This window comes from Actinomadura decatromicini, assembly GCF_008121305.1.
Classification (GTDB): Bacteria; Actinomycetota; Actinomycetes; order Streptosporangiales; family Streptosporangiaceae; genus Spirillospora; species Spirillospora syzygii.
The window spans coordinates 51,848-78,331 of record NZ_VSRQ01000006.1; the positions used below are offsets into that span (position 1 = coordinate 51,848).

10 protein-coding genes are annotated in these 26,484 nt (G+C 72.5%); 4 read left to right on the top strand and 6 right to left on the bottom strand.

Features of this window, described 5'->3' with window-relative positions:
- Position 1: 1 nt before the first annotated feature.
- From FXF68_RS26620 to FXF68_RS26640, 5 genes are all read right to left on the bottom strand, one after another.
- On the bottom strand, positions 2-211 hold the full coding sequence (locus FXF68_RS26620) for an MbtH family protein (RefSeq protein WP_148352185.1): 210 nt from the start codon (positions 209-211) through the stop codon (positions 2-4).
- Positions 211-4,131 (bottom strand): amino acid adenylation domain-containing protein, encoded by a 3,921-nt coding sequence (locus FXF68_RS26625; protein WP_148763845.1) that lies wholly within the window; start codon positions 4,129-4,131, stop codon positions 211-213. The genes FXF68_RS26620 and FXF68_RS26625 overlap by 1 nt, the downstream gene beginning before the upstream one ends.
- Positions 4,128-11,837: a non-ribosomal peptide synthetase gene (locus FXF68_RS26630; protein WP_148763847.1), complete on the bottom strand. Its 7,710-nt coding sequence runs from the start codon at positions 11,835-11,837 to the stop codon at positions 4,128-4,130. The genes FXF68_RS26625 and FXF68_RS26630 overlap by 4 nt, the downstream gene beginning before the upstream one ends.
- Positions 11,834-21,295, bottom strand: coding sequence for a non-ribosomal peptide synthetase (locus tag FXF68_RS26635; RefSeq protein WP_148763849.1), 9,462 nt, complete (start codon positions 21,293-21,295; stop codon positions 11,834-11,836). Before FXF68_RS26635 ends, FXF68_RS26630 begins: the two co-directional genes overlap by 4 nt.
- Before the next feature lie 361 nt (positions 21,296-21,656).
- Positions 21,657-23,174 carry an amino acid adenylation domain-containing protein gene (locus tag FXF68_RS26640; protein ID WP_148763851.1) on the bottom strand — a complete coding sequence of 506 codons (1,518 nt, stop codon included), beginning with the start codon at positions 23,172-23,174 and terminating at the stop codon, positions 21,657-21,659.
- Positions 23,175-23,425: 251 nt separating this feature from the next.
- On the opposite strand from FXF68_RS26640, the gene sbnA reads away from it, so the two are divergent.
- Positions 23,426-24,403, top strand: a complete 978-nt coding sequence (gene sbnA / locus FXF68_RS26645; protein WP_148763853.1) for a 2,3-diaminopropionate biosynthesis protein SbnA — start codon at positions 23,426-23,428, stop codon at positions 24,401-24,403.
- 19 nt (positions 24,404-24,422) lie between these two features.
- Positions 24,423-25,460: a 2,3-diaminopropionate biosynthesis protein SbnB gene (sbnB, locus tag FXF68_RS26650; RefSeq protein ID WP_148763855.1), complete on the top strand. Its 1,038-nt coding sequence runs from the start codon at positions 24,423-24,425 to the stop codon at positions 25,458-25,460.
- On the opposite strand, the gene FXF68_RS26655 is transcribed toward sbnB, so the two are convergent.
- On the bottom strand, positions 25,451-26,029 hold the full coding sequence (locus tag FXF68_RS26655) for an MmyB family transcriptional regulator (RefSeq protein WP_222870133.1): 579 nt from the start codon (positions 26,027-26,029) through the stop codon (positions 25,451-25,453). The two genes, sbnB and FXF68_RS26655, sit on opposite strands and share 10 nt — an antisense overlap.
- Here FXF68_RS26655 and FXF68_RS44535 point away from each other — a divergent pair, their 5' ends adjacent.
- Positions 26,030-26,290 carry an SDR family NAD(P)-dependent oxidoreductase gene (locus FXF68_RS44535; RefSeq protein WP_222870103.1) on the top strand — a complete coding sequence of 87 codons (261 nt, stop codon included), beginning with the start codon at positions 26,030-26,032 and terminating at the stop codon, positions 26,288-26,290.
- A complete protein-coding gene (locus tag FXF68_RS44540; RefSeq protein WP_222870104.1) occupies positions 26,287-26,484 on the top strand; it encodes an SDR family oxidoreductase in 198 nt (65 codons plus the stop codon). Before FXF68_RS44535 ends, FXF68_RS44540 begins: the two co-directional genes overlap by 4 nt.

The window sequence follows — 26,484 nt, forward strand, 5'->3', positions numbered from 1 at the left end:
TTCAGCCGCCCATCGCCTCGATGAGGCTGTTCGGCCGCATGTCCGTCCAGTTCTCCTCGATGTGGTCGAGGCAGTCCTGGCGCGGGGCGGCGTCCTTGGCGACCGTCCATCCGGCGGGGACGTCGGCGAACGACGGCCACAGCGAGTACTGGCCCTCGGCGTTGACGAGGACGAGGTACGTGCCGTCCGGGTCCTCGAAGGGGTTGGTCATCAGCGTCCCTTTCCGTGGTCGCGGTTGCCGGGGTGGTCGCGGTGCAGTGCGTCGAGGCGGGAGGCGAGGACGGCGCCGAGCACGGCGGCCGGGCCGGGCTCCATGAGCAGGTGGTGGTCGGCGTCGACCGGATGGTCGGAGACCGCGCCGTCGACGAGCGGCCCCCAGTTGGACGGCCCGCTCGGGGCGCCGGGGGCGCGTCCCCGCAGCGCGGTGAAGAAGTCGACGTCGCCGCGGTACCGTCCCGGCCGGTACCGCTCGGCGTGGCGGACGCCGTTCTCGTAGTTGCGGTAGACGTTGACGAGGTCGTCCTCGCCCAGGGTGGCGAGGGCGTCGTCGCGGTCGGCGAGGACCGCCATGATCCGCGGCAGGTCGGGGTGGCCGTCCGGGTCGAGCATGGTCGCGTCGATGCCGATCGACTCCAGCAGTTCGGGGAGGACGTCGCGGCGCTCGGAGCCGAGGTCCTGGCCGTGGTAGGCGTCGATGAGGGCGAGCAGGCCGACGCGCTCGCCCGCGTCCTGGAGCCGGACGGCCATCTCGTAGGCGATGAGCCCCCCGAGCGACCATCCGGCGAGGTGGTAGGGGCCGGACGGCCGGACGCTCCGGATCTGCTCCAGGTAGTCGGCGGCCATCTCCTCCACCGATCCCGGCAGCTCGGGCCGGGTGAACGCGCGGGCCTGGAGCCCGTAGACCGGCTGGTCCGGTCCGAGGTGGCGCTGGAACTGGAGGTAGCTCCACGCCAGCCCGCCCGCCGGGTGGACGAAGAACACGGGCGGCCGCGTCCCGGACGTGCGGATCGGGAGCAGCACCTCGAACCCGGGCCGGTCGCCGCCGGGCTGCTCGCCGGCCCTGGCCAGCGCCTCGACGGTCTGGCGGGTGAACACGTCCCGGGGGGTGAGGTCGAAGCCCTCCCGCCGCGCGCGGGCGGCGAGCCTCAGCACGGTGATGCTGTCGCCGCCGATGTCGAAGAAGCCGGCGTCGGCGCCGACGCGGTCGAGCCCGAGGACGTCCGCGACGATCGCGCAGAGCCGCTCCTCGTCGGGGGTGCGGGGGTCGCGTCCGGCGGCGGCGCCGTAGTCGGGCGCGGGCAGGGCGCGGCGGTCGAGCTTCCCGTTCGGGCCGACCGGGAACGTGTCGAGCCTGACGAACGCGGCGGGGACCATGTACTCGGGGAGCCGTTCCCTGACGAAGTCGCGGACGCCGTCCAGCGACGGGGCGATGACGTAGGCGACGAGGGCCTTGCCGCCGGGGGCGTCGTCGCGGGCGACGACGGCGGCGTTCGCCACGGCGGGATGCGCGGCGACGGCGGCCTCGACCTCGTCCGGTTCGATCCGGAACCCGCGGACCTTGACCTGGGAGTCGGCTCGGTCGACGTAGTCGAGGGCGCCGTCCGGGCGCCACCGGACGAGGTCGCCCGTCCGGTACATGCGGGTTCCGGGCGCGCCGAACGGGTCGGCGACGTAGCGCTCCCCGGTCGTGCCGGGGCGGCGCAGGTAGCCGCGCCCGACTCCGGCGCCCGCGAGGTACGCCTCGCCGACCGTGCCCGGCGGGACGGGCCGGAGCGCGCCGTCCAGCACGTAGACGCGCATGCCGTCGAGGGGGCGGCCGAGGACGGCTGACGTCTCGTCAGGGTCGGCGAGCCTCGACCGCTGCGCGGCGATGGTCGTGTACGTGGTGGCCTCGGTGGGGCCGTAGGCGTTGCCGACCTCGGTGTCCGGGCACGCGGCGAGGACCTTGCGGATCGCGGCGGGCGAGCCCGCCTCCCCGCCGGTCAGCACCTCGCGGAGCCGCGCGAAGGCGTGCGGGCGCTCGTCCGCGACGAGGTTGAACAGGGTGGTCGTGAGGAACAGGCCGGTGAGCTCCTCGGCCGCGATGATCTTTTCGAGGGCCGCGCCGTCGAGGGGGCCGGGCGGCGCGACGACGGCGGTGCCGCCGCGCAGGAGGGGCGTCCACAGCTCGTAGAGGGAGGCGTCGAAGGCGTGCGGGGAGTGGACGAGCACGCGGTCGTGCGCGCCGCCAGCGAGCCGTCCGTCGGTGGCGAGGTCGACGGTGTCGCGGTGCCGGAGCATGACGCCCTTCGGCATGCCCGTCGACCCTGACGTGAACAGCACGCAGGCGAGCTGCTCGGGATGGCACGGGACGTCTGGGACCGTGTCTGGCTGGGCGGCGGTCTCCGGATCGTCGTCCACGACCAGGATGTGGGTGTCCAGGCCGGGCAGGCGGTCGCGCATCGCCGTGTCGGTGACGAGGACGGGCGCGCCGATCTCCGCGACCGCCGATGCCATCCGGTCGGGCGGGTGGCCGTGATGAATTGGCGCGTAGGCACCGCCCGCCTTGAGAATTGCCAGCGATACCGCCACCGTGTCGGTAGATCTTTCGAGGAGGACGGCGACCGGGGTCTCGCGTCCGACGCCGAGCCCGATGAGGCGGTGCGCGATGCGGTTGGCCCGCGCGTCCAGTTCGGCGTAGGTGGTCGACTCCCCGGCGGCGCGGACGGCGGTGGCGTGCGGGGTCTTCGCGGCCTGCTCGGCGAAGCCTCCGGTGAGGGTGCCGGGACGGCGGTGGTCGGCCGGTCCCTGCCAGGCGTCGAGGACGAGGGCGCGCTCGTCGTCGTCCAGGGTGTCGATGCGGCCGAGCGGCAGGGCGGGGTGGTGGGCGATCGCCTCCAGGACGCGGACGAGGCGGCGCATCAGTCGGCGCGCGTCGTCCTCGGTGTGGAGGTCGGCGCGGTGGTCGATGCGGAGGGCGAGCCGGGGGCCGGGGACGGCGGCGAGCGTCAGCGGGTAGTGCGAGGCGTCGTAACCGTCCACGGCATGGAGGGTGAGACCGCCGAGGTCGGTACCCGCCGATTCTTGGTCGAACGGGTAGTTCTCCAGGACGGTCATGGTGTCGAACAGCGTTCCGCCGCCGGTGAGGCGCTGGATGTCGGACAGGCCGAGGTGGTGGTGCGGCAGCAGCGCGGCCTGCTCGTCCTGGAGCCGGGCCAGCGCGGCGGCGACGGTGTCGGCCGGACGGATCCGCACCCGGACCGGCAGCGTGTTGATGAACAGCCCGATCATCTGCTCCACGCCGGGCAGTTCCGGTGGGCGCCCGGACACGGCCGCGCCGAACACCACGTCCGCTGAACCGGTGAGGCCGCCGACCAGGACGCCCCAGGCGAGCTGCAACACCGTGTTGAGGGTGACGCCATGGGAGCGGGCGCGCGCGCTGAGCGCGGAGGTGAGTTCTTCGGTGAGGCGGGTCCTGACCCGTCCGGGAGGTTCAGTGCCGGGCTCGGGTGCGGCCGGTGCGATGAGGGTGGGTTCGTGGACGCCGTCGAGGGCGCGTCGCCAGGCGTCCTCGGCGGCGGCACGGTCCTGTTGGGCGAGCCACGCCAGGTAGGTCTTGTACGGGGTAACGCGCGGCATCCCGGTGTCGTCGCCCTTGGCCAGGTACAAGGCGAACAGTTCGGTCTGGAGGACGGGCGTGGACCAGCCGTCCAGGAGGATGTGGTGGTTGGTGAAGACCATGCGGTGCAGGTCGTCCGCCAGCTTGAGGAGCAGGAAGCGGAGGAGCGGCGGCTTCGCCATGTCGAACGGGCGGGCGCGTTCGGCGTCTGCCATTTCGCGGGCCTTGGCCTCGCGCTCGTCCGGCGGGAGGTCTGAGAGGTCGGCGTCCAGCCACGGCAGCCCGACCCTCCGGTGGACGACCTGGACCGGCGAGCCCTCCTTCCGCTGCCGGAACCCGGCGCGCAGGTTGGCGTGGCGGCGCAGGAGCGTCGCGGCGGCGGCGCGCAGCGCTTCCGCGTCGAGGGGGCCGCGCAGGTCGAACACGATCTGCGCGGTGTAGACGTCGCGGCCCGAGTCGTACAGCGCGTGGAAGAACAGGCCCTGCTGCAACGGGGACAGCGGCAGGATGTCCTCAAGCTGCGACGCGCTCACTCCGGCTCCCCTTCGCCGTCGAGCTCGGCGGCGAGCTCGTCGATCTCGTCCTGGCCGACGTCCACGAGGGGCAGGTCGGACGGCGTGAACCCGCCGACCGGGCCGCCGGAGGCGCCGCCGTCGACGACGTGCGCGACGAGGCCGCGGAGGGCGGCGAACCAGCGTCCGGCGAGGTCGCCGACCGCCGCGTCGTCGAAGAGGGCGCCCGCCCACGTCCAGGTCGCGGACAGTTCGGGGCCGTCCGGGAGGTCGCGGGTGTGCGCGTTGACCTCGATCGCGTGGACGAGGGCGAGCGCTCCGTCCTGGCCGGGGCCGAGCGCGTCGGCGTCGGCCCGGTCGGCGGGCGCCCAGTCGGCGGCCTCGGGCGCGGCGGCGCGGCCGAGGTAGTTGAACGCGATCTGCGGGTGCTCGGCGGCGAGGGACGCGGCGTGGGCGAGGTGGCGGAGGACGCCGTGGCCGATGCCGTTGTCCGGGATCTCGCGGAGCTGTTCCTTGACCCGTTTGAGCGCGGTGCCGACGGCCTGCCCGCCGTCGCGGACGTCGGCGGGATCGACCCGTCCGGCGTCCAGCCGCACCGGGAAGATCGACGTGAACCAGCCCGCCGTGCGGGACAGGTCGACGCCCGGGACGATCTCCTCCCTGCCGTGCCCTTCCAGGTCGATGAGGACGGCCGTGTCGTCGGTGATCCCGCGGTCGCGGCGCCATTCGGCGACGGCGAGGGCGAGGCCGGTGAGGAGCACGTCGTTGACGCGCCCGTGGAACGCGGCCGGGACGTCGGTGAGGAGCGGTTCCGTGATGTCGGCGGGCAGATCGAGGGTGAGGTGGCGGGCCGTTCCGAACGTGTCGGCGGCCGGGTTCAGAGAGCGCGCGCCGAGGAGCGGGTCCGGGGTGGCGAGGACGTCCTCCCAGAACGGCAGCTCCGCCGTCCTGGCCGGGTCCGAGGCTGCGGCGGCGAGGCGCTGCGCCCACCGCCGGTAGGAGGTCGAGACGGGGTCGAGCCCTCCCCTGGCCCAAGCCGTGACGAGGTCCGGGACGATGACGCGCCAGGTCACGGCGTCCACGGCGAGGTGGTGGACGGTGAGGAGCAGGCGTCCCGAGCTGTGCGGGCCCGCGTCGAACCAGACGAGCTGCGCCATTGTTCCGGCGGCCGGGGCGAGTCGGCGGCGGGCCCGCTCCGCCTCGTCGGCGAGGACGGCGCGGAGTGCCGTGGTGTCGAGCGCGGCCACGTCGACGCGGCGGACGAGTGCGGAGGCGTCGATCGCGCCGGGTTCCAGTACCTCGAATTCGGCGTCGTCGGTGGCGCGGAGGCGGAGCATGTCGTGGTGGTCAAGGACGGTCTGGAGCGCCGCCGTCAGTTTCTCCACGCCGAGGTCGGGCGGGACTTGGAGGAGTATCCGCTGGCTGTAACCCGTCGTCGGGCCGTGCAGGTTCTGGAACCAGCGCATGATGGGCGTGGCCGGGATCCTGCCTATGCCCGCGCCTGGCGGTTCCGGTTCGACCGTGTTCGCTTCGCCGATGGGTTTGGCTGTTGCGGCGAGTTCTTCGACGGTTTGGTGTTGGAAGACGTCGCGTGGGGTGATGACCAAGCCGGATTGGCGGGCGCGGGAGACGAGTTGGATCGCGATGATGGAGTCGCCGCCGAGGTCGAAGAATCCGTCGTCGACGCCGATTCGTTCCAGGCCGAGGACCTCGGCGAACAGCGTTGCGAGGATTTCTTCTTCGGTGGTGCGGGGTGCGCGGGACGACACTTTCGCGGTCTTGCGGGGATCGGGTAGCGCGTTGCGGTCCAGTTTGCCGTTCACGGTCAGCGGGAGGGCGTCCAGTTCTACGACGGCTGCCGGGACCATGTAATCGGGGAGGACATTGGCGGCACTGCGGCGCAGTTCAGCCGGGTCGATATCGGTGCCGGTCACGTAGGCGATCAGGCGCTCGTCGCGGACGATGACGGCGGCGTCCCGGACGGATTCGTGCTTGGTCAGTGCGGCTTGGACTTCGCCCAGCTCGATCCGGAAGCCGCGCACCTGAACCTGCTGGTCAGCGCGTCCGAGGTATTCGAGCGTGCCGTCGTTCAGCCAACGTCCGAGGTCGCCGGTGCGGTACATGCGGGTGCCGGGCGCACCGAACGGATCGGCGACAAACCGCTCAGCCGACAGGGCCGGACGATTCAAATACCCGCGCGCCAACCCCGCACCCGCCACGAACAGCTCACCCACAACGCCCGGCGGGACGGGCTGCAAACACGAATCCAGCACGTACACGCGCAGGTCGGCAATGCCGACACCGATGACGCTGCCAGATGCACTTGCGACATGAGCGCGATCCAACGCCAGATGGGAGACGTGCACCGTGGTCTCGGTGATGCCGTACATGTTGACCAGCGTTGGAGCGTCCTCGGGATGCCGCGAATACCAATCCTCAAGCCGCCCAAGATCCAGCGCCTCGCCGCCGAACACGACATACCGCAGCGCCAGATCGGACCCCGGACCGTCCTTATCCGCAACCATCAATTGATAGAACGCAGATGGCGTCTGGTTCAGGACGGTGACCCGCTCCGCCTCCAAGAGTTGAAGGAAGTCTGCGGGCGAGCGAGACGTCAAATAGGGCACGACGACGAGACGACCGCCATACAGCAGCGATCCCCACAATTCCCAGACGGTGAAGTCGAAAGCGTACGAGTGGAACAGCGTCCACACGTCGTGCGGGCCGAACCCGAACCAGTCCTCGGTGGAGCGCAGCAGCCGCACCACGTTCTGATGCGGCACCACCACGCCCTTCGGCCGCCCCGTCGACCCAGACGTGTAGATCACATACGCCGGATTATCCGGAGAGATCTCCACCCCAAGATTGGAATCGTTGTAGCCGGACGCGTCCAGATCGTCCGGGCCCAGCGTCAGAACGGGCTTGGCGTCCTCCCGCATGTACGCGATCCGATCCGCCGGATAGTCCGGATCGATCGGCACATACGCGGCGCCCGCCTTCAACACCGCAAGCACCGCCACCACCAGATCAGCCGAGCGCGGCAACGCCAACGCCACCAACTGCTCCGGACCAACCCCCTCAACGGCCAACCGCCGCGCCAAACGATTCGCCCTGGCGTTCACCTCCGCATACGTCCATGACACGCCCCCGAACGTCACCGCCAACGCGCCCGGACGCGCCGCCACCTGCGCCTCGAACAACGCCGGAATCGTCGCCCGCTCCACCGGACCCGCACGCCCTCCGGCCCATTGGCGCAGGAGGGTGCGGCGTTCCCGGCGGTCGAGGATGTCGGCGGCGCCGATGGGCGCGTCCGGGTCGGTGACGAGTTCGCGGACGAGGCGCTCGAACCGTCCCGCGATCGATTCCGCCGTGCCGGGGTCGAAGAGGTCGAGGGCGTATTCGAGCGCCGCCTGTATCCCGTCCGGCGTTCCGTCGTCGCCGTGCCGTTCTTCCAGATACAGAGAAAGGTCGTATTTCGCGATCCCGGATCCGAGTGGCTCGGCGCCTCCGCTGAGCCCGTCGAGTTCCAGCCGCGCTTCTGGATTGTTCTGGAACGAAAGGACGACCTGGAACAGCGGATGCCGTGCCATGGACCGGGCCGGGTTGAGAACGTCGACAAGCCGCTCGAACGGAAGGTCCTGGTGGGCATAAGCAGCGAGGTCGGTTTCCTTGACCCGGCCCACCAATTCCCGGAACGACGGGTCCCCGGAGGTGTCCGTGCGCAGGACGAGCATGTTCACGAACATGCCGACCAGGTCGTCGAGCGCCTCGTCCGTCCGACCCGCGATCGGGGAGCCGATCGGCACGTCCGTCCCGGCGCCCAACCGGGAAAGCAGCGCGGCGAACGCGGCCTGCATGACCATGAACAGGGTCGCGCCGCTCTGCCGGGCGACGGCGAGCAGCCCGGCGTGCAGGTCGGCGTCCAACTCGAAGACGTGCGTGCGCCCCCGATGGGACGCCTCCGCCGGACGCGGCCGGTCCGCCGGAAGCCGAAGCTCCTCCGGCAACCCCTCCAACGCCTCCCGCCAATACGCGATCTGGCGCGAGATCACACTCTCCGGGTCATCCTCCGACCCCAGCAACTCCCGCTGCCAAAGCGTGTAATCGGTGTACTGAACGGGCAACTCCGCCCACCCCGGCTCCCGTCCCTCAGAACGCGCCGCGTAGGCGCGGATCACGTCGCGGGCGAGCGGCGCCATCGACCAGCCGTCCGCCGCGATGTGGTGCAGGACGAGCATCAGCACGTGGACGCCGCCGCCGAGTACGAACAGCCGCGCCCGGACCGGCGGTTCGACGGACAGGTCGAAGCCCTCCCCCGCCATAGCGGCCAGCGCCATCGGCAGCTCCGCCCCGCCGATCTCGGCGACGTCGAGGCGGGGACGCGCGTCGCCCGGTTCGAGGACGAGCTGCCGCGGGCTCCCCGACGCGTCCGGGAAGATCGTGCGGAGCGACTCGTGCCGGGCGGCGACGTCGCCGAGGGCGTCGCGCAGCGCGTCGAGGTCGAGCGCGCCGGTGAGCCGCAGCGCGACCGGCAGGTTGAACGTCGCCGCCGCGCGCTCGAACCGGTTGAGGAACCACAGCCGCCGCTGCGCGTACGAGAGCGGGACCACGGCGGGACGGCGGTCCGCGCGGACCAGCGGCGGCCGCACGTCGCCGGAGGCGTCCGCGAGCCGCGCCGCGAGGCCCGCGACGGTCGGCGCCTCGAACAGCGTGCGGACGGTCATCTCGACGCCCAGCGCGGACCGGACGCGGGCGGCCAGGCGGGTGGCGGTGAGCGAGTCGCCGCCGAGCGCGAAGAACCCGTCGTCGACGCCGACCCGCGGCACGCCCAGCACCTCCGCGAACAGCCCGCAGAGGATCTCCTCCCGAGGCGTCCGCGCCGCACGAGAAGCCCCCGGTGCGGCGCCGCCGGGGGCGGGCAGCGCGGCCCGGTCGAGCTTGCCGTTGACGGTGAGCGGCAGCGCGTCCAGGACGGCGACCGCCGGGACCATGTGGCCGGGCAGCCGCTCGGCCGCGTACCGCCGGACCGCCGCCGCGTCGAGTCCGGGGCCGCCGACGACGTAGGCGGCGAGCCGCCGGTCGCCGGGACTGTCCTCGCGGACGACCACGGCGGCCCGAGCGACGTCCGGGCACCCGGCGAGGACGTGCTCGATCTCGCCGGGCTCGACCCGGAAGCCGCGGATCTTGACCTGGTCGTCGGCGCGGCCGAGGTGCTCGACCGTCCCGTCCTGGAGCAGGCGGGCGAGGTCGCCGGTGCGGTACATGCGGTCGCCGGGCGCGCCGGACGGGTCGGCGACGAACCGCTCGGCGGTGAGCCCCGGCCGGTCGTGGTAGCCGCGGGCGAGCTGCGCGCCCGCGAGGTACAGCTCGCCGGGGACGCCGACCGGGACGGGCTGGAGCGCGGCGTCCAGCACGTGGGCGCGGACGTTCCGGTACGGCCCGCCGACGGACGGCCGGTCGCGGTCCGCGACCACCTGGCTCATGGTGTCGATGGTGGATTCGGTGGGCCCGTAGAAATTGCGCGCGGTGACGCCGGGAACGGCGCGGAGCCTCTCCCACAGCGCGTCGGGGATCGCTTCGCCGCCGAGGAGGAGTTGCGCCGGACGGTGCCGCCCGTCGTCGTCCAGGAGGCCGGCTTCGAGCAGGGACGCGAAATGCGACGGCGTCGTGTTCACCAGGTCGATCCGGGCCCGCGCGACGTACGCGGTGTACGCGGCGGCGTCGCGGCGGGTCTCGTCGTCGACGAGGTGCAGCTCGTGGCCGTACATCATCCAGAGCAGGCCCATCCAGGACGTGTCGAACGAGAACGACGCGAGGTGCGCGAAGCGCAGGCGGCGTCCACCGGCGGCTTCGACGACGGGATCGAAGAACCGTTCCCGGTGCGCCTCGAAATAGGTCAGGACGCCGCCGTGCGGAATGGTCACGCCCTTCGGACGCCCGGTGGAACCCGACGTGTAAATGACGTAGGCGGCGTTCCCCGGATGAATGGGGCGGGACGGGGGAACCCGGTCGGCGCCGGACGGGTCGTGTGCGTGCCCTCCGGCGCCGGCCGGGAAGCCGCCCTCCGTGATGGTCAGTGCGGGCCGGCAGTCGTCCAGCATGAACCGGACGCGCTCGGCCGGAAGCTCCGGGTCGATCGGCACGTACGCCGCGCCCGCCTTCAGCACGCCGAGGATCGCGACGACGATCTCCGGCGTGCGCGGCAGGACGAGCGCGACGCGGTCCTCCGGGCCGATCCCGCGCGCGGTCAGTTCGCGCGCGAGCCGGTCGGCGCGTTCGTCCAGCTCGGCGTAGGTGAGGCGGGCGTCGCCGCAGACGAGCGCGACGTCGTCCGGGGTACGGGCGGCCTGCGTCTCGAACAGCTCGGGAATCGAACGGGACGGCTCGCTCCTGCCAGTGTCGTTCCAGGCGGCGAGGGTGGCCCGTTCGGCGTCGCTCGCTAGGCCGACGGCGCCGATCAGGCGCCCGGAATCGTCGGCGAACGCCTCCAGGAAACGGCGGACACGTCCGAGCAGCGCCTCCACGACGGGACGCTCATAAACGTCCGGCCGGTAATGCAGACGCAGCGACAGCCGCTCCCCAGGAACGGCCACGAAGGACAAAGGGAAATGGGTCGCGTCGTAAGAGTCGGTCGCGGCGATGCGGACGCCGTTGAGAGAGCCGTCCATTGAGGACGGGTCGAACGGGTAGTTCTCCAGAACGGTCACCGTATCGAACAGCGCGCCGCCGTGGCCCACCATCCGCTGGATGTCGGTGAGGCCCAGATGGTGGTGGGCGAGGAGTTCGGTCTGCTCGTCCTGGAGGCGTTCCACCAGGGCGGCGAGCGGCTCGTCCAGCCGGTACCGGACGCGGACCGGCAGCGTGTTGATGAACAGCCCGATCATCTCTTCGACGCCGGGCAGCTCCGGCGGGCGTCCGGACACGGTCGCGCCGAACACGACGTCGCCCGAGCCGAGCAGCCGTCCGAGGACCAGGCCCCACGCGCCTTGCAGGACGGTGCTCAGCGTGACGCCGTGCCGGCGGGCCGCGCGGGTGAGGCGGCGGGTGGCGCGTTCGTCCAGCTCGACGGCGGTGCGCTCCGGTGGGCGCGGGGGACGTCCGGCCGCCTGCGGGGCGACGATGCTCGGCCCGTCCAGGCCGTGGAGGGCGCGGCGCCAGGCGTCCTCGGCGGCGGCGCGGTCCTGCTTCGCGAGCCATGCCAGGTAGGTCTTGTACGGGGTGACGCGCGGCATCCCCGTGTCGTGGCCGCCCTGCACGTACAGCAGGAACAGCTCGGTCGCGAGGAGCGGCGTGGACCAGCCGTCCAGCAGGATGTGGTGGTTCGTGAGGATCAGCCGGTGGCGCCCGGGGGCCGTCCGGACGAGCACGAACCGCAGCAGCGGCGGCGAGGTGAGATCGAACCCGCGTGCCCGCTCTCGCTCGACGATCGCGTCCGCCTCCGCATCGTCCGCGTCGACCTCCGTCCACGGCAGCTCGACCGTGCGCGGGATGACCTGCACGGGACGCGACAGGTCCTCGTGCCAGAACGCGGCGCGCAGGTTGGCGTGGCGGCGCAGCAGCGTCTCGGCGGCGGCGCGCAGCGCGGCGGCGTCCAGCGGCCCGTCCAGGTCGAGGACGAGCTGCGCCGTGTACACGTCGGAGTCCCGGGCGTCGACGACCGCGTGGAAGAAGAACCCCTGCTGGAGCGGGGACAGCGGGAGGATGTCGTCGATGTCCCCCCGGTTCACCGCCGCCTCCAGGCGTCCTGCAACCCGTCGATCTCGCTCTGGTCCAGGTCGACGAGCAGGTCGGACGGGGTGAACCCGGCGTCCGTCCCGGCGGCGCCGGTCGCGGCGAGTCCGCGCAGCGCCGTGAACCAGCCCTCCGCCAGCTCCCGGACGTCGTCCGGGTCGAGGACGCCGCCGGGCCATGTCCAGGTCGCGGACAGCACGGGACCGTCCGGAAGGTCGCGGGTGACCGCGTTGATCTCCAGGACGTGCGCCATCGGCATCCGCGGGTCCTCGCCCGCGGGGAGTTCGTCGGGGGCGAGCGTCCAGTCGCCGCCCTCTCCGCCCGGGTCGATCCGGCCGAGGTAGTTGAAGGCGATCTGTGGAGGTGACGGCTCGGCCAGTTCGGCGGCCGCCGCGCCGTCGCCGCCGTAGCGGAGCAGGCCGTAGCCGATGCCGGTGCCGGGCACCGCTCTGAGCTGCTCCTTCACCTTCTTGATGGCCGCGCCTCCGGTCGCGTTGCCCGCGTCCAGCCGGACGGGATGGATGGAGGTGAACCAGCCGACCGTCCGGGAGGTGTCCGCGCCCGGGACCCCGGCGTCCCGGCCGTGGCCCTCCAGGTCGATCAGGACGCCGGTGCCGCGTCCGCCGCGCCTGCGCCGCCACGCCGCGACCGCGAGCGCCAGGCCGGTGAGGAGGACGTCGTTGAGGCGCCCGTGGAACGCGGCGGGGACGTCGGTGAGCAGCGGGTTCGTGACGTCGGCCGGGAGTTCGAGGGTGACGGAGCGGGCGCGGGCCGCGATGTCCACGCGCGGGTCGAGCGGGCGACTCCCGAGGTCGGGGGCGGGGCCTTCGACGATGTCGAGCCATTCGTCCAGCTCGGTGGCGTCCACGGCGGTGGCGGTGAGCTTCTGCGCCCAGCGCCGGAACGAGGTCGAGACGGGGTCAAGGTCTCCCCCGGCCCAGGCCGTTACCAGGTCGGGCAGCAGGATCCGCCACGAGACGCCGTCCACGACGAGGTGGTGCAGGACGACGAGGAGGCGCCCCTGCTCGCGGCCCGCGTCGAACCAGACGAGCTGTGCCGTCGTCCCGGCGGCCGGGTCGAGCCGGTCGCGGGCGTTCGCGGCCTGCTCGGCGATCACGGCGCGGAGCTTGTCGGCGTCGAGCCCGGCGACGTCCACCCTGGTGACCAGGCCGGCGGCGTCGCTTGACCCGCGCGGCCGGACGACGGGACGCCAGTCGTCCGCGTCCACGTCCAGGCGGAGGCGGAGCATGTCGTGGTGGTCAAGGACGGTTTGAAGCGCCGCCGTCAGTTTCTCCACGCCGAGGTCGGGCGGGGTGCGGAGAAGCATCGCCTGGTGGAAGCCGCGGATCAGCGAGGCGTCGCCGCCGGTTCGGTCGCGCAGCCACGCGACGATCGGCGTGACCGGCACGGGCCCGATCCCGGCGCCCGGCGATTCCGGTTCGATCGTGTTCGCTTCGCCGATGGGTTTGGCTGTTGCGGCGAGTTCTTCGACTGTTTGGTGTTGGAAGACGTCACGTGGGGTGATGACCAAGCCGGATTGGCGGGCGCGGGAGACGAGTTGGATCGCGATGATGGAGTCGCCGCCGAGGTCGAAGAAACCGTCGTCGACGCCGACTCGTTCCAGGCCGAGAACCTCAGCGAACAGCGCTGCGAGGATCTCTTCTTCGGTGGTGCGTGGTGCGCGGGACGACACTTTCGCGGTCTTGCGTGGATCGGGTAGCGCGTTGCGATCCAGCTTCCCGTTGACGGTGAGCGGGAGGGCGTCCAGTTCTACGACGGCTGCCGGGACCATGTAATCGGGGAGGACATTGGCGGCGCTGCGGCGCAGTTCCGCCGGGTCGATATCGGTGCCGGTCACGTAGGCGATCAGGCGCTCGTCGCGGACGATGACGGCGACATCGGAGACCGTCTCGTGCCTGGCCAAGACCGTTTCGATCTCGCCCAGCTCGATTCGGAAGCCGCGCACCTGGACCTGCTGGTCAGCGCGTCCGAGGTATTCGAGCGTGCCGTCGTTCAGCCAGCGCCCAAGGTCGCCGGTGCGGTACATGCGGGTGCCGGGCGCACCGAACGGATCGGCGACGAACCGCTCAGCCGACAGGGCTGGACGGTTCAAATACCCGCGCGCCAACCCCGCACCCGCCACGAACAGCTCACCCACAACGCCGGGCGGGACGGGCTGCAAACGCGAATCCAGCACGTACACGCGCAGGTCGGCAATGCCGACACCGATGACGCTGCCAGATGCACTTGCGACATGAGCGCGATCCAACGTCAGATGGGAGACGTGCACTGTGGTTTCGGTGATGCCGTACATGTTGACCAGCGTTGGAGCGTCCTCGGGATGCCGCGAATACCAATCCTCAAGCCGCCCAAGATCCAGCGCCTCGCCGCCGAACACGACATACCGCAGCGCCAGATCGGACCCCGGAGCGTCCTTATCCGCAGCCATCAATTGATAGAACGCAGATGGCGTCTGGTTCAGGACGGTGACCCGCTCCGCCTCCAAGAGTTGAAGGAATTCGGCGGGCGAGCGAGACGTCAAATAGGGCACGACAACGAGACGACCACCGTAAAGCAGCGATCCCCACAGTTCCCAGACGGTGAAGTCGAAAGCGTACGAGTGGAACAGCGTCCACACGTCGTGCGGGCCGAACCCGAACCAGTCCTCGGTGGAGCGCAGCAGCCGCACCACGTTCTGATGCGGCACCACCACGCCCTTCGGCCGCCCCGTCGACCCAGAGGTGTAGATCACATACGCCGGATTATCCGGAGAGATCTCCACCCCAAGGTTGGAATCGTCGTAGCCGGACGCGTCCAGGTCATCCGGGCCCAGCGTCAAGGCAGGTTTGGCGTCCTTCAGCATGTGCGCGATCCGATCCGCCGGATAGTCCGGATCGATCGGCACATAGGCAGCACCGGCCTTCAACACCGCAAGCACCGCCACCACCAGATCAGCCGAACGCGGCAACGCCAACGCCACCAACTGCTCCGGACCAACCCCCTCAGCGGCCAACCGCCGCGCCAAACGATTCGCCCTGGCGTTCACCTCCGCATACGTCCATGACACACCCTCGAACGTCACCGCCAACGCGCCCGGACGCGCCGCCACCTGCGCCTCGAACAACGCCGGAATCGTCGTCCGCTCCACCGGAGCCGCACGCCCTCCGGCCCATTCTTCGAGCACCTTCGAGCGCTCGTCCGGAGAAAGGATCTCGGCGGTGCCGATGGGTGCGTCCGGGTCGGCGAGCAGGGTTGAGAGGAACCGCTCGAATCGTCCGACCAACTGCCAGGCCGTGGACGGGTCGTAAAGGTCGAGTGCGTATTCCAGTTCGCCGTCGAGCCCGTCCTCCCGCTCGGTGAGGACCATCAGCAGATCGAAGCGCGAGACCCCGGCGCTGAGCGGCTCCAACTCCGCGCTGAATCCGGGCATATCCAATCGCGCTTCCGGATTGTTCTGGAACGTCAGGCCGATCTGGAAGAGCGGATGCCGTCCCAGATGGCGCGGCGGATTCAGAACCTCCACGAGCCTCTCGAACGGAACATCCTGGTGGGCATAAGCAGCGAGATCGGTCTCCTTCACCCGTCCCACCAATTCCCGGAACGACGGGTCCCCGGACGTGTCCGTGCGCAGGACGAGCATGTTCACGAACATGCCGACCAGGTCGTCGAGCGCCTCGTCCGTCCGACCGGCGATCGGGGAACCGATCGGCACGTCCGTCCCGGCGCCCAAACGGGAAAGCAACGCGGCGAACGCGGCTTGGGCGACCATGAACGGGCTCGCGCCTGTAGCGCGCGCGAGGTCGTTCAGGGCCGTCCGGATGTCCGGGCCGAGCCGGAACCGCGCGGTCCCGCCCCGGTAGGACGCCTGCGCCGGACGCGGCCGGTCCGCCGGAAGCCGAAGCTCCTCCGGCAACCCCTCCAAAGCGCCTCGCCAATACGCGATCTGCCGCGAGATCACACTCTCCGGGTCGTCCTCCGACCCCAGAAGCTCACGCTGCCAGAGCGCGTAATCGGCGTACTGAACGGGCAACTCCGCCCACCCCGGAGCCCGCCCCTCGGCACGCGCCGCGTAGGCGGTGATGAAGTCGCGGGCGAGCGGCGCCATCGACCAGCCGTCGCCGCCGACGTGGTGCATGAGCAGCAGCGCGACGTGTTCGTCAGGCGCGACGCGGAACAGGTGGGCGCGCAGCGGCGGCTCGGCGGAGATGTCGAACGCGTACCCGGCGGCCGTGGCGAGCCGCGCCGGAAGCTCCGCCTCCGTCGTCTCCGTCAACTCCAGTTCCAGACGTGCGGCGGCCGGGTCCAGCACGACCTGCTTCGGGACTCCGCCGTCGTCCGGCAGGATCGTGCGGAGCGACTCGTGCCGGGCGACGACGTCCCCGACGGCGGCCCGTACGGCGGCGACGTCCAGCGCGCCTCGGATACGCAGCGCCGCGGGCATGTTGTACGTGGCGGACGGCCCTTCGAACCGGTTGAGGAACCATAGCCGCTGCTGCGCGTACGACAGGGGGACCGCGCCGGGCCGCTCCCGCCGCGCCAGCGCGGGACGCCCCGGCCGAGCGCCGCCGACGAGCGCGGCGAGACCCGCCACGGTCGGCGCCTCGAACAGGGCGCGGACCGGCAGCTCCGCGTCCAGCGCCCGGCGGACGCGGCTGACCACCCGCATCGCGACCAGCGAGTTGCCGCCGAGGGCGAAGAAGTCGTCGTCGGCGCCGACCCGGTCCACGCCGAGCAGGTCCGCGAAGACGGCGGCGACGGCCTCCTCCGCCGCCCCGGACGGCGCCCGGTACGCGGCGGCCGGGACGGCCGCCAGTTCCGGTTTCGGCAGGGCCTTGACGTCGACCTTCCCGTTCGGGGTGAGCGGCAGCGCGTCCAGGACGACGACGGCGGCGGGCACCATCGCCTCGGGCAGGCTCTCCCGGACGTGGGCGCGCAGTTCCTCCGGATCCAGAATCTCGCCGGGCGCGGCGACGACGTACGCGACGAGCCGCTTCTCCACCGGCCCGTCCACGATCTCAGGCACGCCGGGCAGGTCGAGTCCTTCGACGGTGACCGACCCGCCGGACGCGACCACCGCCTCAAGCGTCCCCCGGTACCACCCGGCGAGCCGGTCGGCGGTCTCCCGGTCGAACAGGTCGAGGGCGTATTCGAGCGTTCCCAAAAACCCGCCGCCACCGGCGTCCTCCAGCAGGAATTCCAGGTCGAACTTGGCGACCCCGGCGTCCACCGGTTCGACGGCGACGTCCAGGCCCGGCAGCTCGACGGACGCCTCCGGGTTGTTCTGCAACGTCAGCATGACCTGGAACAACGGATGCCGCGCGAGCGACCGCGCCGGGTTGAGCGCCTCCACGACCCGCTCGAACGGCACGTCCTGGTGCGCGTAGGCGGCGAGGTCGGCCTCCCGGACGCGGGCGAGCAGCTCGGCGAACGCCGGGTCGCCGGACGTGTCCGTGCGCAGCACCAGCGTGTTGACGAAGACGCCGACGAGGTCGTCGAGCGCCGCGTCGGTGCGGCCCGCGACGGGCGACCCGATCGGCACGTCCGTGCCGCCGCCGAGCCGGGTCAGCAGCGCGGCCAGCGCGGCCTGGAGCACCATGAACACGCTGACCTGGTGGTCGCGGGCCAGGGCGCGCAGCCCGTCCGCGACCCCGGCCGGGACGTCGAACGCGACCTGGCCGCCCCGGTAGGACGCGCGGCCGGGGCGTGGCCGGTCGGACGGCAGCCGGATCTCGTCGGGCAGCCCGGCGAGGGCGTGCGTCCAGTAGGCGAGCTGGCGGGCGGCGAGGCTGCCGGGGTCGTCCTCGGAGCCGAGCAGTTCCCGCTGCCAGAGCGCGTAGTCGGCGTACTGGACGGGCAGCGGCGCCCACTCCGGCGCCCGCCCGTCGCGGCGCGCGAGATAGGCGGTGATGACGTCGCGGGCGAGCGGCGCCATCGACCAGCCGTCCCCGGCGATGTGGTGCAGGACGATCAGCAGCAGGTGCTCGTCCGGCCCGAGCCGGTAGAGGTGCGCGCGGACGGGCAGTTCGCGCGCCAGGTCGAAGCCGCGCGTCGCGTCGGCGAACAGCGCGCCCCGCACGTCACCGGTCTCGGCGACGGTGAACACGGGGTCGGCCTCGTCCGGCGGGAGGACGACCTGGCACGCCTCCCCGTCGGCGTCGGCGAACAGCGTCCGCAGCGACTCGTGCCGGGCGACGACGTCCCGCAGGGCGGAACGCATCGCGTCCGCGTCGACCGCGCCGGTGAGCCGCAGCGGGATGGGCATGGTGTAGGTCGCGGTGGGCCCTTCGAGCCGGTTCAGGAACCAGAGCCGCTCCTGCGCCGGCGACACCGGCAGCGGCGCCGGCCGCTCCCCCGCCCGCGGCGCCGGACGCGCGGCGCCGCCCGCCGACGCGGCGAAACCGGCGAGCCCCGCGACGGTCGGCGTCTCGAACAGCGCGCGGACCGGCAGCTCCACGCCCAGCGCGGCGCGGGCGCGGGCGGCGACGCGGGTCGCCTTGAGGGAGTCGCCACCGAGGTCGAAGAAGCCGTCGTCGACGCCGACCCGGTCCAGGCCGAGGACGTCCGCGACGATCCCGCAGAGGATCTCCTCGCGGGCGTCGCGCGGCGCGCGGGCGGCGGACGACGCGGTGAACTCCGGCTCGGGAAGCGCGTCCCGGTCGAGCTTGCCGTTCGGGGTGAGCGGCATCGCGTCCAGCACGACGATCGCGGACGGCACCATGTGGCCGGGCAGCGTCCGCGCCGCGAACGCGCGCAGCGCCGCGGGGTCGGCGGACCCGACGACGTACCCGGCGAGGACGGTGTCCCCGGCGGCGTCGCGGCGGGCGACGACGACGCTCTGCGTCACGTCCGGGTGCTCGGCCAGGGCTGCCTCGATCTCGCCGAGCTCGATCCGGAAGCCGCGCACCTTGACCTGGTGGTCGAGGCGGCCGAGGTACTCGATGTGCCCGTCCTGGTTCCAGCGGACGAGGTCGCCCGTCCGGTACATGCGCTCGCCCGGCCCGCCGTACGGGCAGGCCACGAAGCGTTCGGCGCTCAGCGACGGGCGGTTCAGGTAGCCGCGCGCGAGGCCGTCGCCCGCGAGGTACAGCTCGCCGGGCACGCCGACCGGGACGGGCTTGAGCGCGCCGTCCAGCACGTAGGCCCGCGTGTTGGCCATCGGGCGGCCGATCGGGGCGCGCCCCTCGGCGTTGCCGTCGTCGTACCAGCCGGTGACGAAGACCGTCGCCTCGGTGGGGCCGTAGATGTTGGAGATCCGCGCGTCCGGGAGCAGCGCGCGGACGTCCCGGACGAGCTGCGGCGGCAGCGCCTCCCCGCCGAGCGCCACGTCCCCGGCGTCGAGGCGCGGCCCGCCCCGCGCGAGCAGCGCCGACACGGCGGACGGGACGCCGCTGACCAGCGTCCCGGACCAGCCGCCGCGCTCGGCGACCTCCAGCAGGTCGCGCACGATCTCGATCTCGCCGCCCGCCGTCAGCGGTGCCAGCCATTCGAACAGCGACACGTCGAAGTTCAGCGAGGTGGAGAACAGCACGCGGGCGAGCCGCGCGGGCCCGTAGTCCGCCATCGCCTGGGCGCAGAAGTCGACGACGTTCGCGTGCGAGATCACAACGCCCTTGGGCCGTCCCGTCGACCCCGACGTGTAGATCACGTACGCGGGGTTGCCGGGACGGAGCGGCCGGACGCGCTCGGCGTCGGTGACGTCCGCGCCGCTCAGCCCGTCCAGCGACAGGCCGTCGAGTTCGACGCGAAGCGTCCCACCGGGCAGGACGGCGGACCGGGTGGTGATGACGCAGGCCGGAGCCGCGTCCGCCATCATGTAGGCGACGCGGTCGGCCGGGTACGCCAGGTCGAGCGGCAGGTATCCGGCGCCCGCCTTCAGCACGGCCAGCGCGGCGACGACCAGCCCGGCGTCGCGCGGCAGGGCGAGTGCGACGAAGTCCTCGGCGCCGACGCCGAGCCCGACGAGGTGGCGCGCGAGCCGGTTGGCCCTCTCGTTCAGCTCCCGATAGGTGAGCGTGGAACCGTCGTGCGTGACGGCGGGGGCGTCCGGAGTGCGCGCGACCTGCGCCTCGACCAGTTCGGGGACGACGGCGGCCGGGTCGACCGGCGACGCCGTGTCGTTCCACTTCTCCAGGACGAGGGCGCGCTCGGAGTCGTCCAGAAGGTCGACGTCGCGGAGCGGCGTGGACGGGTCGGCGTCCCCGAGCGCCCGCAGGAACCGGACGTACCGGTCGAGATGCGCGCCGACCTGGCCTTCGGTGTAGAGGTCGGGGTGGGCGTCGAAGTCGACCCGCATCCCGGCCCCGTCGAAGTTGTCGTAGATGTTGATGGACAGGTCGTCGATGGGGCCGGTCGTGAGGGGGTGCATCCGCGCGGGCAGGCCCGCGAAGTCGAGCCGGTAGTCGAACGCCATGATGTTGATGACCGGCCCGTACAGGCGGCGCGGCTCGCCGAGCAGGCGCAGGTCGCGCACCAGGTCGTCGCGGCGGTAGCGCTGGTGGCGCAGCGCCCGCGCGCTCGCCCGGGTCGCGGCGCGGACGAGGTCGTGCACCGTCATGTCCGGGCCGACCCGGACGCGCAGCGGCAGGACCGTCGCGAGCATCGCCGGGGTGCCGAGCGCGACCTGCGTCGTCCGGCCGGAGACGGCGAGGCCGAGGATCACGTCGCCCGTGCCGGCCATCCGCGCCACGTACGCGGCGGTCGCGGCGATCGCGAGGCCCGGCGTCGCGGTGCGCAGGCGGCGGGCGCCGGTCGCGAGCGCGGCGGCCTCCTCGGGCGGGACGAGGGTGCCGAGTCTCAGGTAGTCGGCGGTCGGCTCCGCCATCCCGTCGGAGAGGGACACGGCGAGCGGGCGGTCGGCGAACCGCTCCGTCCAGTAGGCGCGGTCGCGCTCGAACCGCTCCGACGCCCGGTACGCCTCCTCCTCGGCGAGGACCGCGCGGTAGTCGCCGAGCTCGGCGGGCTCGTACTCGCCGCCGCCCGCGAGCAGGGTGTAGACCTCGGCGGCGCGGCGGCTGATCAGCGAGCCGCTGTAGGCGTCCTGGATCACGTGGTGCGCGCGGATGAACCAGCGGTGCAGGACGGGCGACAGCCGCAGCAGGGCGGTGACGTACAGCGGGTCGGCGTCCAGGGGCAGCGGCGCCGCCGTCCGCTCCCGCATCCACGCGCGGGACGCGGCGTCCGGGTCGGCCGCGCCGGACAGGTCGACCAGCGGGATCGTGGCGGTCGCCGCCGGGTCGAGGAGCTGGCCGGGGACGCCGTCCCGCTCGGCCAGCCGGGCGTTCATGCCGAGCGCCTCGTGCGCGGCGATCCGCGCCACCCGGTCGAGCAGCCCGTGGTCGACCGGGCCCTCGATCTCGATGAACTGCGCCATGTGGATCGGCGTTTCCGGGGCGAGCTGCTGCGCGTACCAGACGCTCCGCTGCGCGGCCGAAAGAGGGACGAACTCGGTGGACATCAAACGGCACTTTCCCGGTCGAAGATGGTCTCCTGCACGCCCGGCCGCGACGTCCGGAAAACGGACCGCCACAGCGAATCGGGCCGTTCCCCGTCCCCTTTCGCCCTCAGTTCCGACCGGGACCGCGATCGGCCCGCGCGCACCCGGGACTCACCATGTTCTACTCGGGAGTAGCGAAGCCACAGTCAACCAGCCCGCCCAGGGGCCCGCAATCCCCTCAAAAGCAGAAGTTGGACCGCGGCATTGCTCACGGAAGTGACAAAACCATCGGTCGGTCCTCAGCCGTTCGCGGGACGGGACGCGCACCGCACGACAAAAAACGGCGACGCATTCTGTTCGCGCAATTACGCAGGGTGACCGTCTAGCGGGCCGGGTACTCGTGCACCACGACCGCCGCCGCCCGCACCCCCGGATGCCGCCGCAGGACGGCCTCGACCTCGCCCGGCTCCATCCGCACCCCGGCGATCTTGACCTGCCGGTCGACCCGTCCGAGGTACTGGAGCACCGGGCGGTCTCCCGCGGGCCCCACGCCCGCCGAGAGGGACCGGCCCGGCAGCAGGCGCACCGCGTCGCCCGTCCGGTAGAGCCGCCCGGTCGGGGACGCGGCGAACGGGTCGCGGTAGAACGCCCGCCGGGTGCGCTCGGCGTCGCCGAGGTAGCCGCGGCCGACGGCCACGCCGCCGACGAACAGCTCGCCCGGCTCGCCCGCGTCGCACGCGGACCACGTCCCGTCGTCCTCCTCGCGGAGCACGTACAGGCACGCGTTGACGATCGGCGTGCCGATCGGAAGCCGCGTGAGCCGCAGGTCGCCGGACGCGACGACGTGGTGCGTGACGTCGTCGGAGCACTCGGTCGGGCCGTAGGCGTTGAGGAGGCGGGCGTGCGGCATCGCGTCCAGCCAGCGGCGGGCGAGCTCGGCGGGCAGTTCCTCGCCGGTCGCGATCATCCAGCGGAGCCGGGGCAGCGCGCCGGGCGGCAGGCCGTCCAGCAGGTGCCCGACCATGGCCGGGACGAGCTCCACGACCGTGGTCCCGTTCGCGTCGCAACGCCGCGCGAAGGCCGCCGGGTCGTGCGCGACGTCGTCGCCGACGACGTCCACCCGGCCGCCGACCAGCAGCGGGCAGAGCATCTGCCAGATCGAGATGTCGAAGCCGAGCGGGGCGGTGAACGCGAGGACGTCGCCGCCGGTCAGGCCCAGGTCGACGATCTTGGCCCAGAGGTGGTTGAGCATGCCCCGGTGCTCGACGACCGCGCCCTTCGGACGTCCCGTCGAGCCCGACGTGAACAGCACGTACCGGGGCTGGTCGAGGGAGTCGAGACGGGGTGCGCCGGTCCAGGGCGCGAGGCCGTCGGCCCGCGCGGCGTCGACGACCCTGCACCCGGCCTCGGCGGCGCCCGCCGCCAGCGCCGGGCCCGGCGCGCCCGCCATGACCAGGACGGACGCCCCCGCCCGCGCGAGCACGTCCCGGACGCGCCCGGCCGGCCAGCTCTCGTCGGCGGGCACGTACAGCGCCCCGACCAGCTCGGTCGCGAGGAACGCGGCGATCACCGACGCGCTCCGCCCGCCGCCGACGCCGACGACCGCGCCCGGCTCGACGCCCTCGCCGACCAGCAGCGCGGCGATCCGGCGGGCCTCCGCCGCCAGCCCGGCGTAGCCGAGCGTCCGGCCAGCGTCCGTGACGGCCGGGCGGTCCCGCTCGGCGGCGAACCGCTCCACCCGCGCGATGACCGGATCGTCCAGGTCGACGGGGTGCTCGCGGAGCATCCCGTGCCGGGCGGCCAGCTCCCGGGCCCGCGCCGCCTGCTCCGGCGGCACGTCCAGGGCGGGCAGTCCGGCGGTCGGGAGCAGCCGGTCGGCGGCGGGGCCGCGAGCGTCCATCATTACTCTCCGTGAGCTGAGACTTATCCGCTGTCATCACCGAAACAAGCGGACCGCATAGCTTATACAGCGCCTTGCCGAACCTTCTCGCATTCTTCGCTACCAGACGGTAAGTCGGGGGGTTGCGGCTGGCAGATGCGCGCGGGTACGGTGAAGCTCCGCCACGGCTCCGGCGCGCAGCCCGCGGACAACTCGTGGGACGATGCACGGGAGACGTTGAGGGAATTGAATCTTCCTTTCAGGATGCCAGCGTGCCGATAATCACCTCGCCGCAGGAATTCAATGTCGACGACCTTTACGTCGATCTCAGGCAGGTTATCGACCGGCCGCTCTACCTGAAATGCGAGGGCTTCAACTTCGCCGGGTCGGTGAAGCTGAAGGCGGCCGCCGCGATGGTCGAGGCCGCCGCCGCGGACGGCGTCCTCACCCCCGGCTCGACCCTCGTCGAGTCGTCGTCCGGCAACCTCGGGATCGCGCTCGGCCTGATCGCGGCGAGCCGCGGGCTGCGGTTCGTGTGCGTCACCGACCCGCGCTGCAACCCGGCGTCGATGCGGGTGATGCGGGCGCTCGGCGCGGACGTCCGCGTCGTGGCGGAGACGGACGCGAACGGCGGCCACCTCGGCGCCCGCGTCCGGTACGTCCGGGAGCTGTGCGCGTCCGACCCCGGGTACGTGTGGCTGAACCAGTACGCCAACCGGAACAACTGGCTCGCCCACTACCGGGAGACGGCCCCCGCGATCGACCGCGCCTTCCCCGACCTGGAGATCCTCTTCGTCGGGGCGGGCACGACCGGCACGCTGATGGGCTGCGCGCGGTACTTCCGCGAGCGCCGCCGCCCGGTGACGATCGTGGCGGTCGACGCGGTCGGGTCGGTCACGTTCGGCGGCCTCCCGGAGCGCCGGATGGTGCCGGGCCTCGGCACGAGCAGCAGGCCCGACCTGGTGGACGAGTCCCTCGTCGACGACGTCGTCCACGTCGCCGAGCCGGACACGATCCGCACCGCGCACGCGCTGTCCGCGCGCGGGTTCCTGTTCGGCGGCTCCACCGGCACCGTCGTGTCGGGCGCGTCCCGCTGGCTGGAGGCGAAGTACCCCGGCGAGGACCCGGTCGCCGTGGCGATCGCGCCCGACCTCGGCGAGCGCTATCTGGACTCCATCTACGAGGACGGCTGGCTCCGCGAGCTGTTCCCCGAACTGCTGCCCGGCCTCGCCGAAATCCACCGCCACTGATCATCCGGAGCGTCCCCTCATGAGCCAGGCCCCCGCATTCGCCGTGATCCCCGGCGCCCAGGTCCACGCGGCGCTCGCCGGACGGGAGGCGCGCGTCGTCCGGATCGTCGAGGCGGCCTACCGGCTCCACGGCGAGGGGCTCACCGTCAACCCGGACTCCTACTTCCTGCGGTTCCCGGACCGTCCGGCCGACCGGATCATCGCGCTGCCTGCCTCCATCAAGGGCGGCGTGAACGGCGGCGTCGGCGTGCACGGCGTCAAGTGGATCTCCAGCTTCCCCGGCAACGTCGCGGCCGGGATCCCGCGCGCGTCCGCCGTGCTGATCCTCAACGACGCCGGGACCGGGTACCCGTTCGCGTGCCTGGAGAGCTCGATCATCTCCGCCGCCCGGACGGCCGCGTCCGCGTCGCTCGCCGCCGCCGCGCTCGCCGACCGGCGCGGGGACCGTCCGCGCCGGGTCGGGTTCGTCGGCGCCGGGCTGATCGCCCGCTACGTCCACACCTACCTTGCCGCGAACGGCTTCGCGTTCGACGAGCTGGGCGTGCACGACCTGTCCGCCGAGCACGCCGACGGCTTCAAGGGGTACCTGGAGCGCACGGAGAACGGGCCGGTCACCGTGCACGGGTCGGCGGAGGCGCTGATCCGGTCGTCCGACCTGGTCGTGTTCGCGACGGTCGCCGGGGAGCCGCACGTCGCCGACCCGGGCTGGTTCGCGCACGCCCCGCTGGTGCTGCACGTGTCCCTGCGCGACCTGTCCCCCGAGGTCGTCCTGGCCGCGTACAACATCGTGGACGACGTCGAGCACTGCCTGAAGGCGAACACGTCCCCGCACCTGGCCGAGCAGCGGGTCGGACACCGCGGCTTCGTCGCCGGGACGCTCTACGACGTCCTCACCGGAAAGACGTCCCCGCCCCCTGACCGCCCGGTCGTGTTCTCACCGTTCGGCCTGGGCGTCCTGGACCTGGCCGTGGCCCGCCACGTCTACGACGAGGTCGCTGCCTCAGGCGAACTCCAGACCATCCCGGGCTTCTTCCACGACATGGCCCGCTACGGCTGACGCGCGGTCGCGCTGAGGGCGCCGAGGAGGGCGAGGGCCCCGGCGCTCGCGGAGCCCGGCTCCGCGTGGTAGACGACCAGCTCCTGCCCCGGGCTCGACCGGACGTCGAACGTCTGCATCGTCAGCGTGACGTCACCGGCCTCGCGGTGCCGGAACCGCTTGCGTTCGAGCGCCTTGCCGCGCGCGTCGTGCCGCGCCCACAGCTCCGCGAACTCGGGGCCGTCCGCCAGCAGGTCGGCCAGCACCCGCCGGATCCGCGGATCGCCGGGCGCCTCGCCGTGCCCGAGCCGGAACCCGGCGACGCTGTTGCGGGCGACCTCGTGCCAGTCGCGGTAGAACGTCCGGGCCGCCGGGTCGGTGAACACGACGTGCATCAGGTTGCGAGAGTGCGCCCAGTCGTGGAAGAGCGCGTCGGCGATCGCGTTGGACGCCAGCACGTCGTACGCCCGGTTGTAGACGATCGCCGGGTTGCCGGGCCAGGCGTCCATGAGCTGGAGGAGGCTCGGGTCGACGCGGTCGTCGGCGGCGGCGGCGCGGACGCGGGGGCTGAGCCCGGCCAGCCGGAACAGGTGGCCGCGGGCGTCGTCGCCGACCGCTCCCCCGCCGTCGAGGACCTCGCCCGCGCCACCATGCGCCTCGCCCGCGACCGCTTCGGACGCCTCGACATCCTGGTCAACAACGCCGGGCGCACCCTCAACAAGCCGATCACCGAGACGAGCGTCGACGACTTCGAGGGCATCCTGCGCGTCAACGCGGGCGGCGACTTCGTCCAGGCCCGCGAGGCGTTCGCCCGAAGGGCATCCGCTCCAACGCCGTCCTGCCCGGCGTGATCGACACCGACATCATGGAGGGCGTCGTGGAGAACGGCCGCGAGATGCTCGCCTCCTTCGGCCCCGCCCACCCGATCGGCCGCATCGGCCGCCCGGACGAGGTCGCCGAAACCGTCGCCTTCCTGGCCTCGGACGCGTCCAGCTTCATCACCGGCGCGCTGCTCGCGGTGGACGGCGGCTGGACGGCCCAATGA

Bases quoted from the DNA above. Each gene is read 5' to 3' on its own strand.
- FXF68_RS26635 (WP_148763849.1), bottom strand. From the start codon at position 21,295: ATGTCCACCGAGTTCGTCCCTCTTTCGGCCGCGCAGCGGAGCGTCTGG.
- FXF68_RS26640 (WP_148763851.1), bottom strand. From the start codon at position 23,174: ATGGACGCTCGCGGCCCCGCCGCCGACCGGCTGCTCCCGACCGCCGGA.
- sbnB (WP_148763855.1), top strand. From the start codon at position 24,423: ATGAGCCAGGCCCCCGCATTCGCCGTGATCCCCGGCGCCCAGGTCCAC.
- FXF68_RS26620 (WP_148352185.1), bottom strand. From the start codon at position 211: ATGACCAACCCCTTCGAGGACCCGGACGGCACGTACCTCGTCCTCGTC.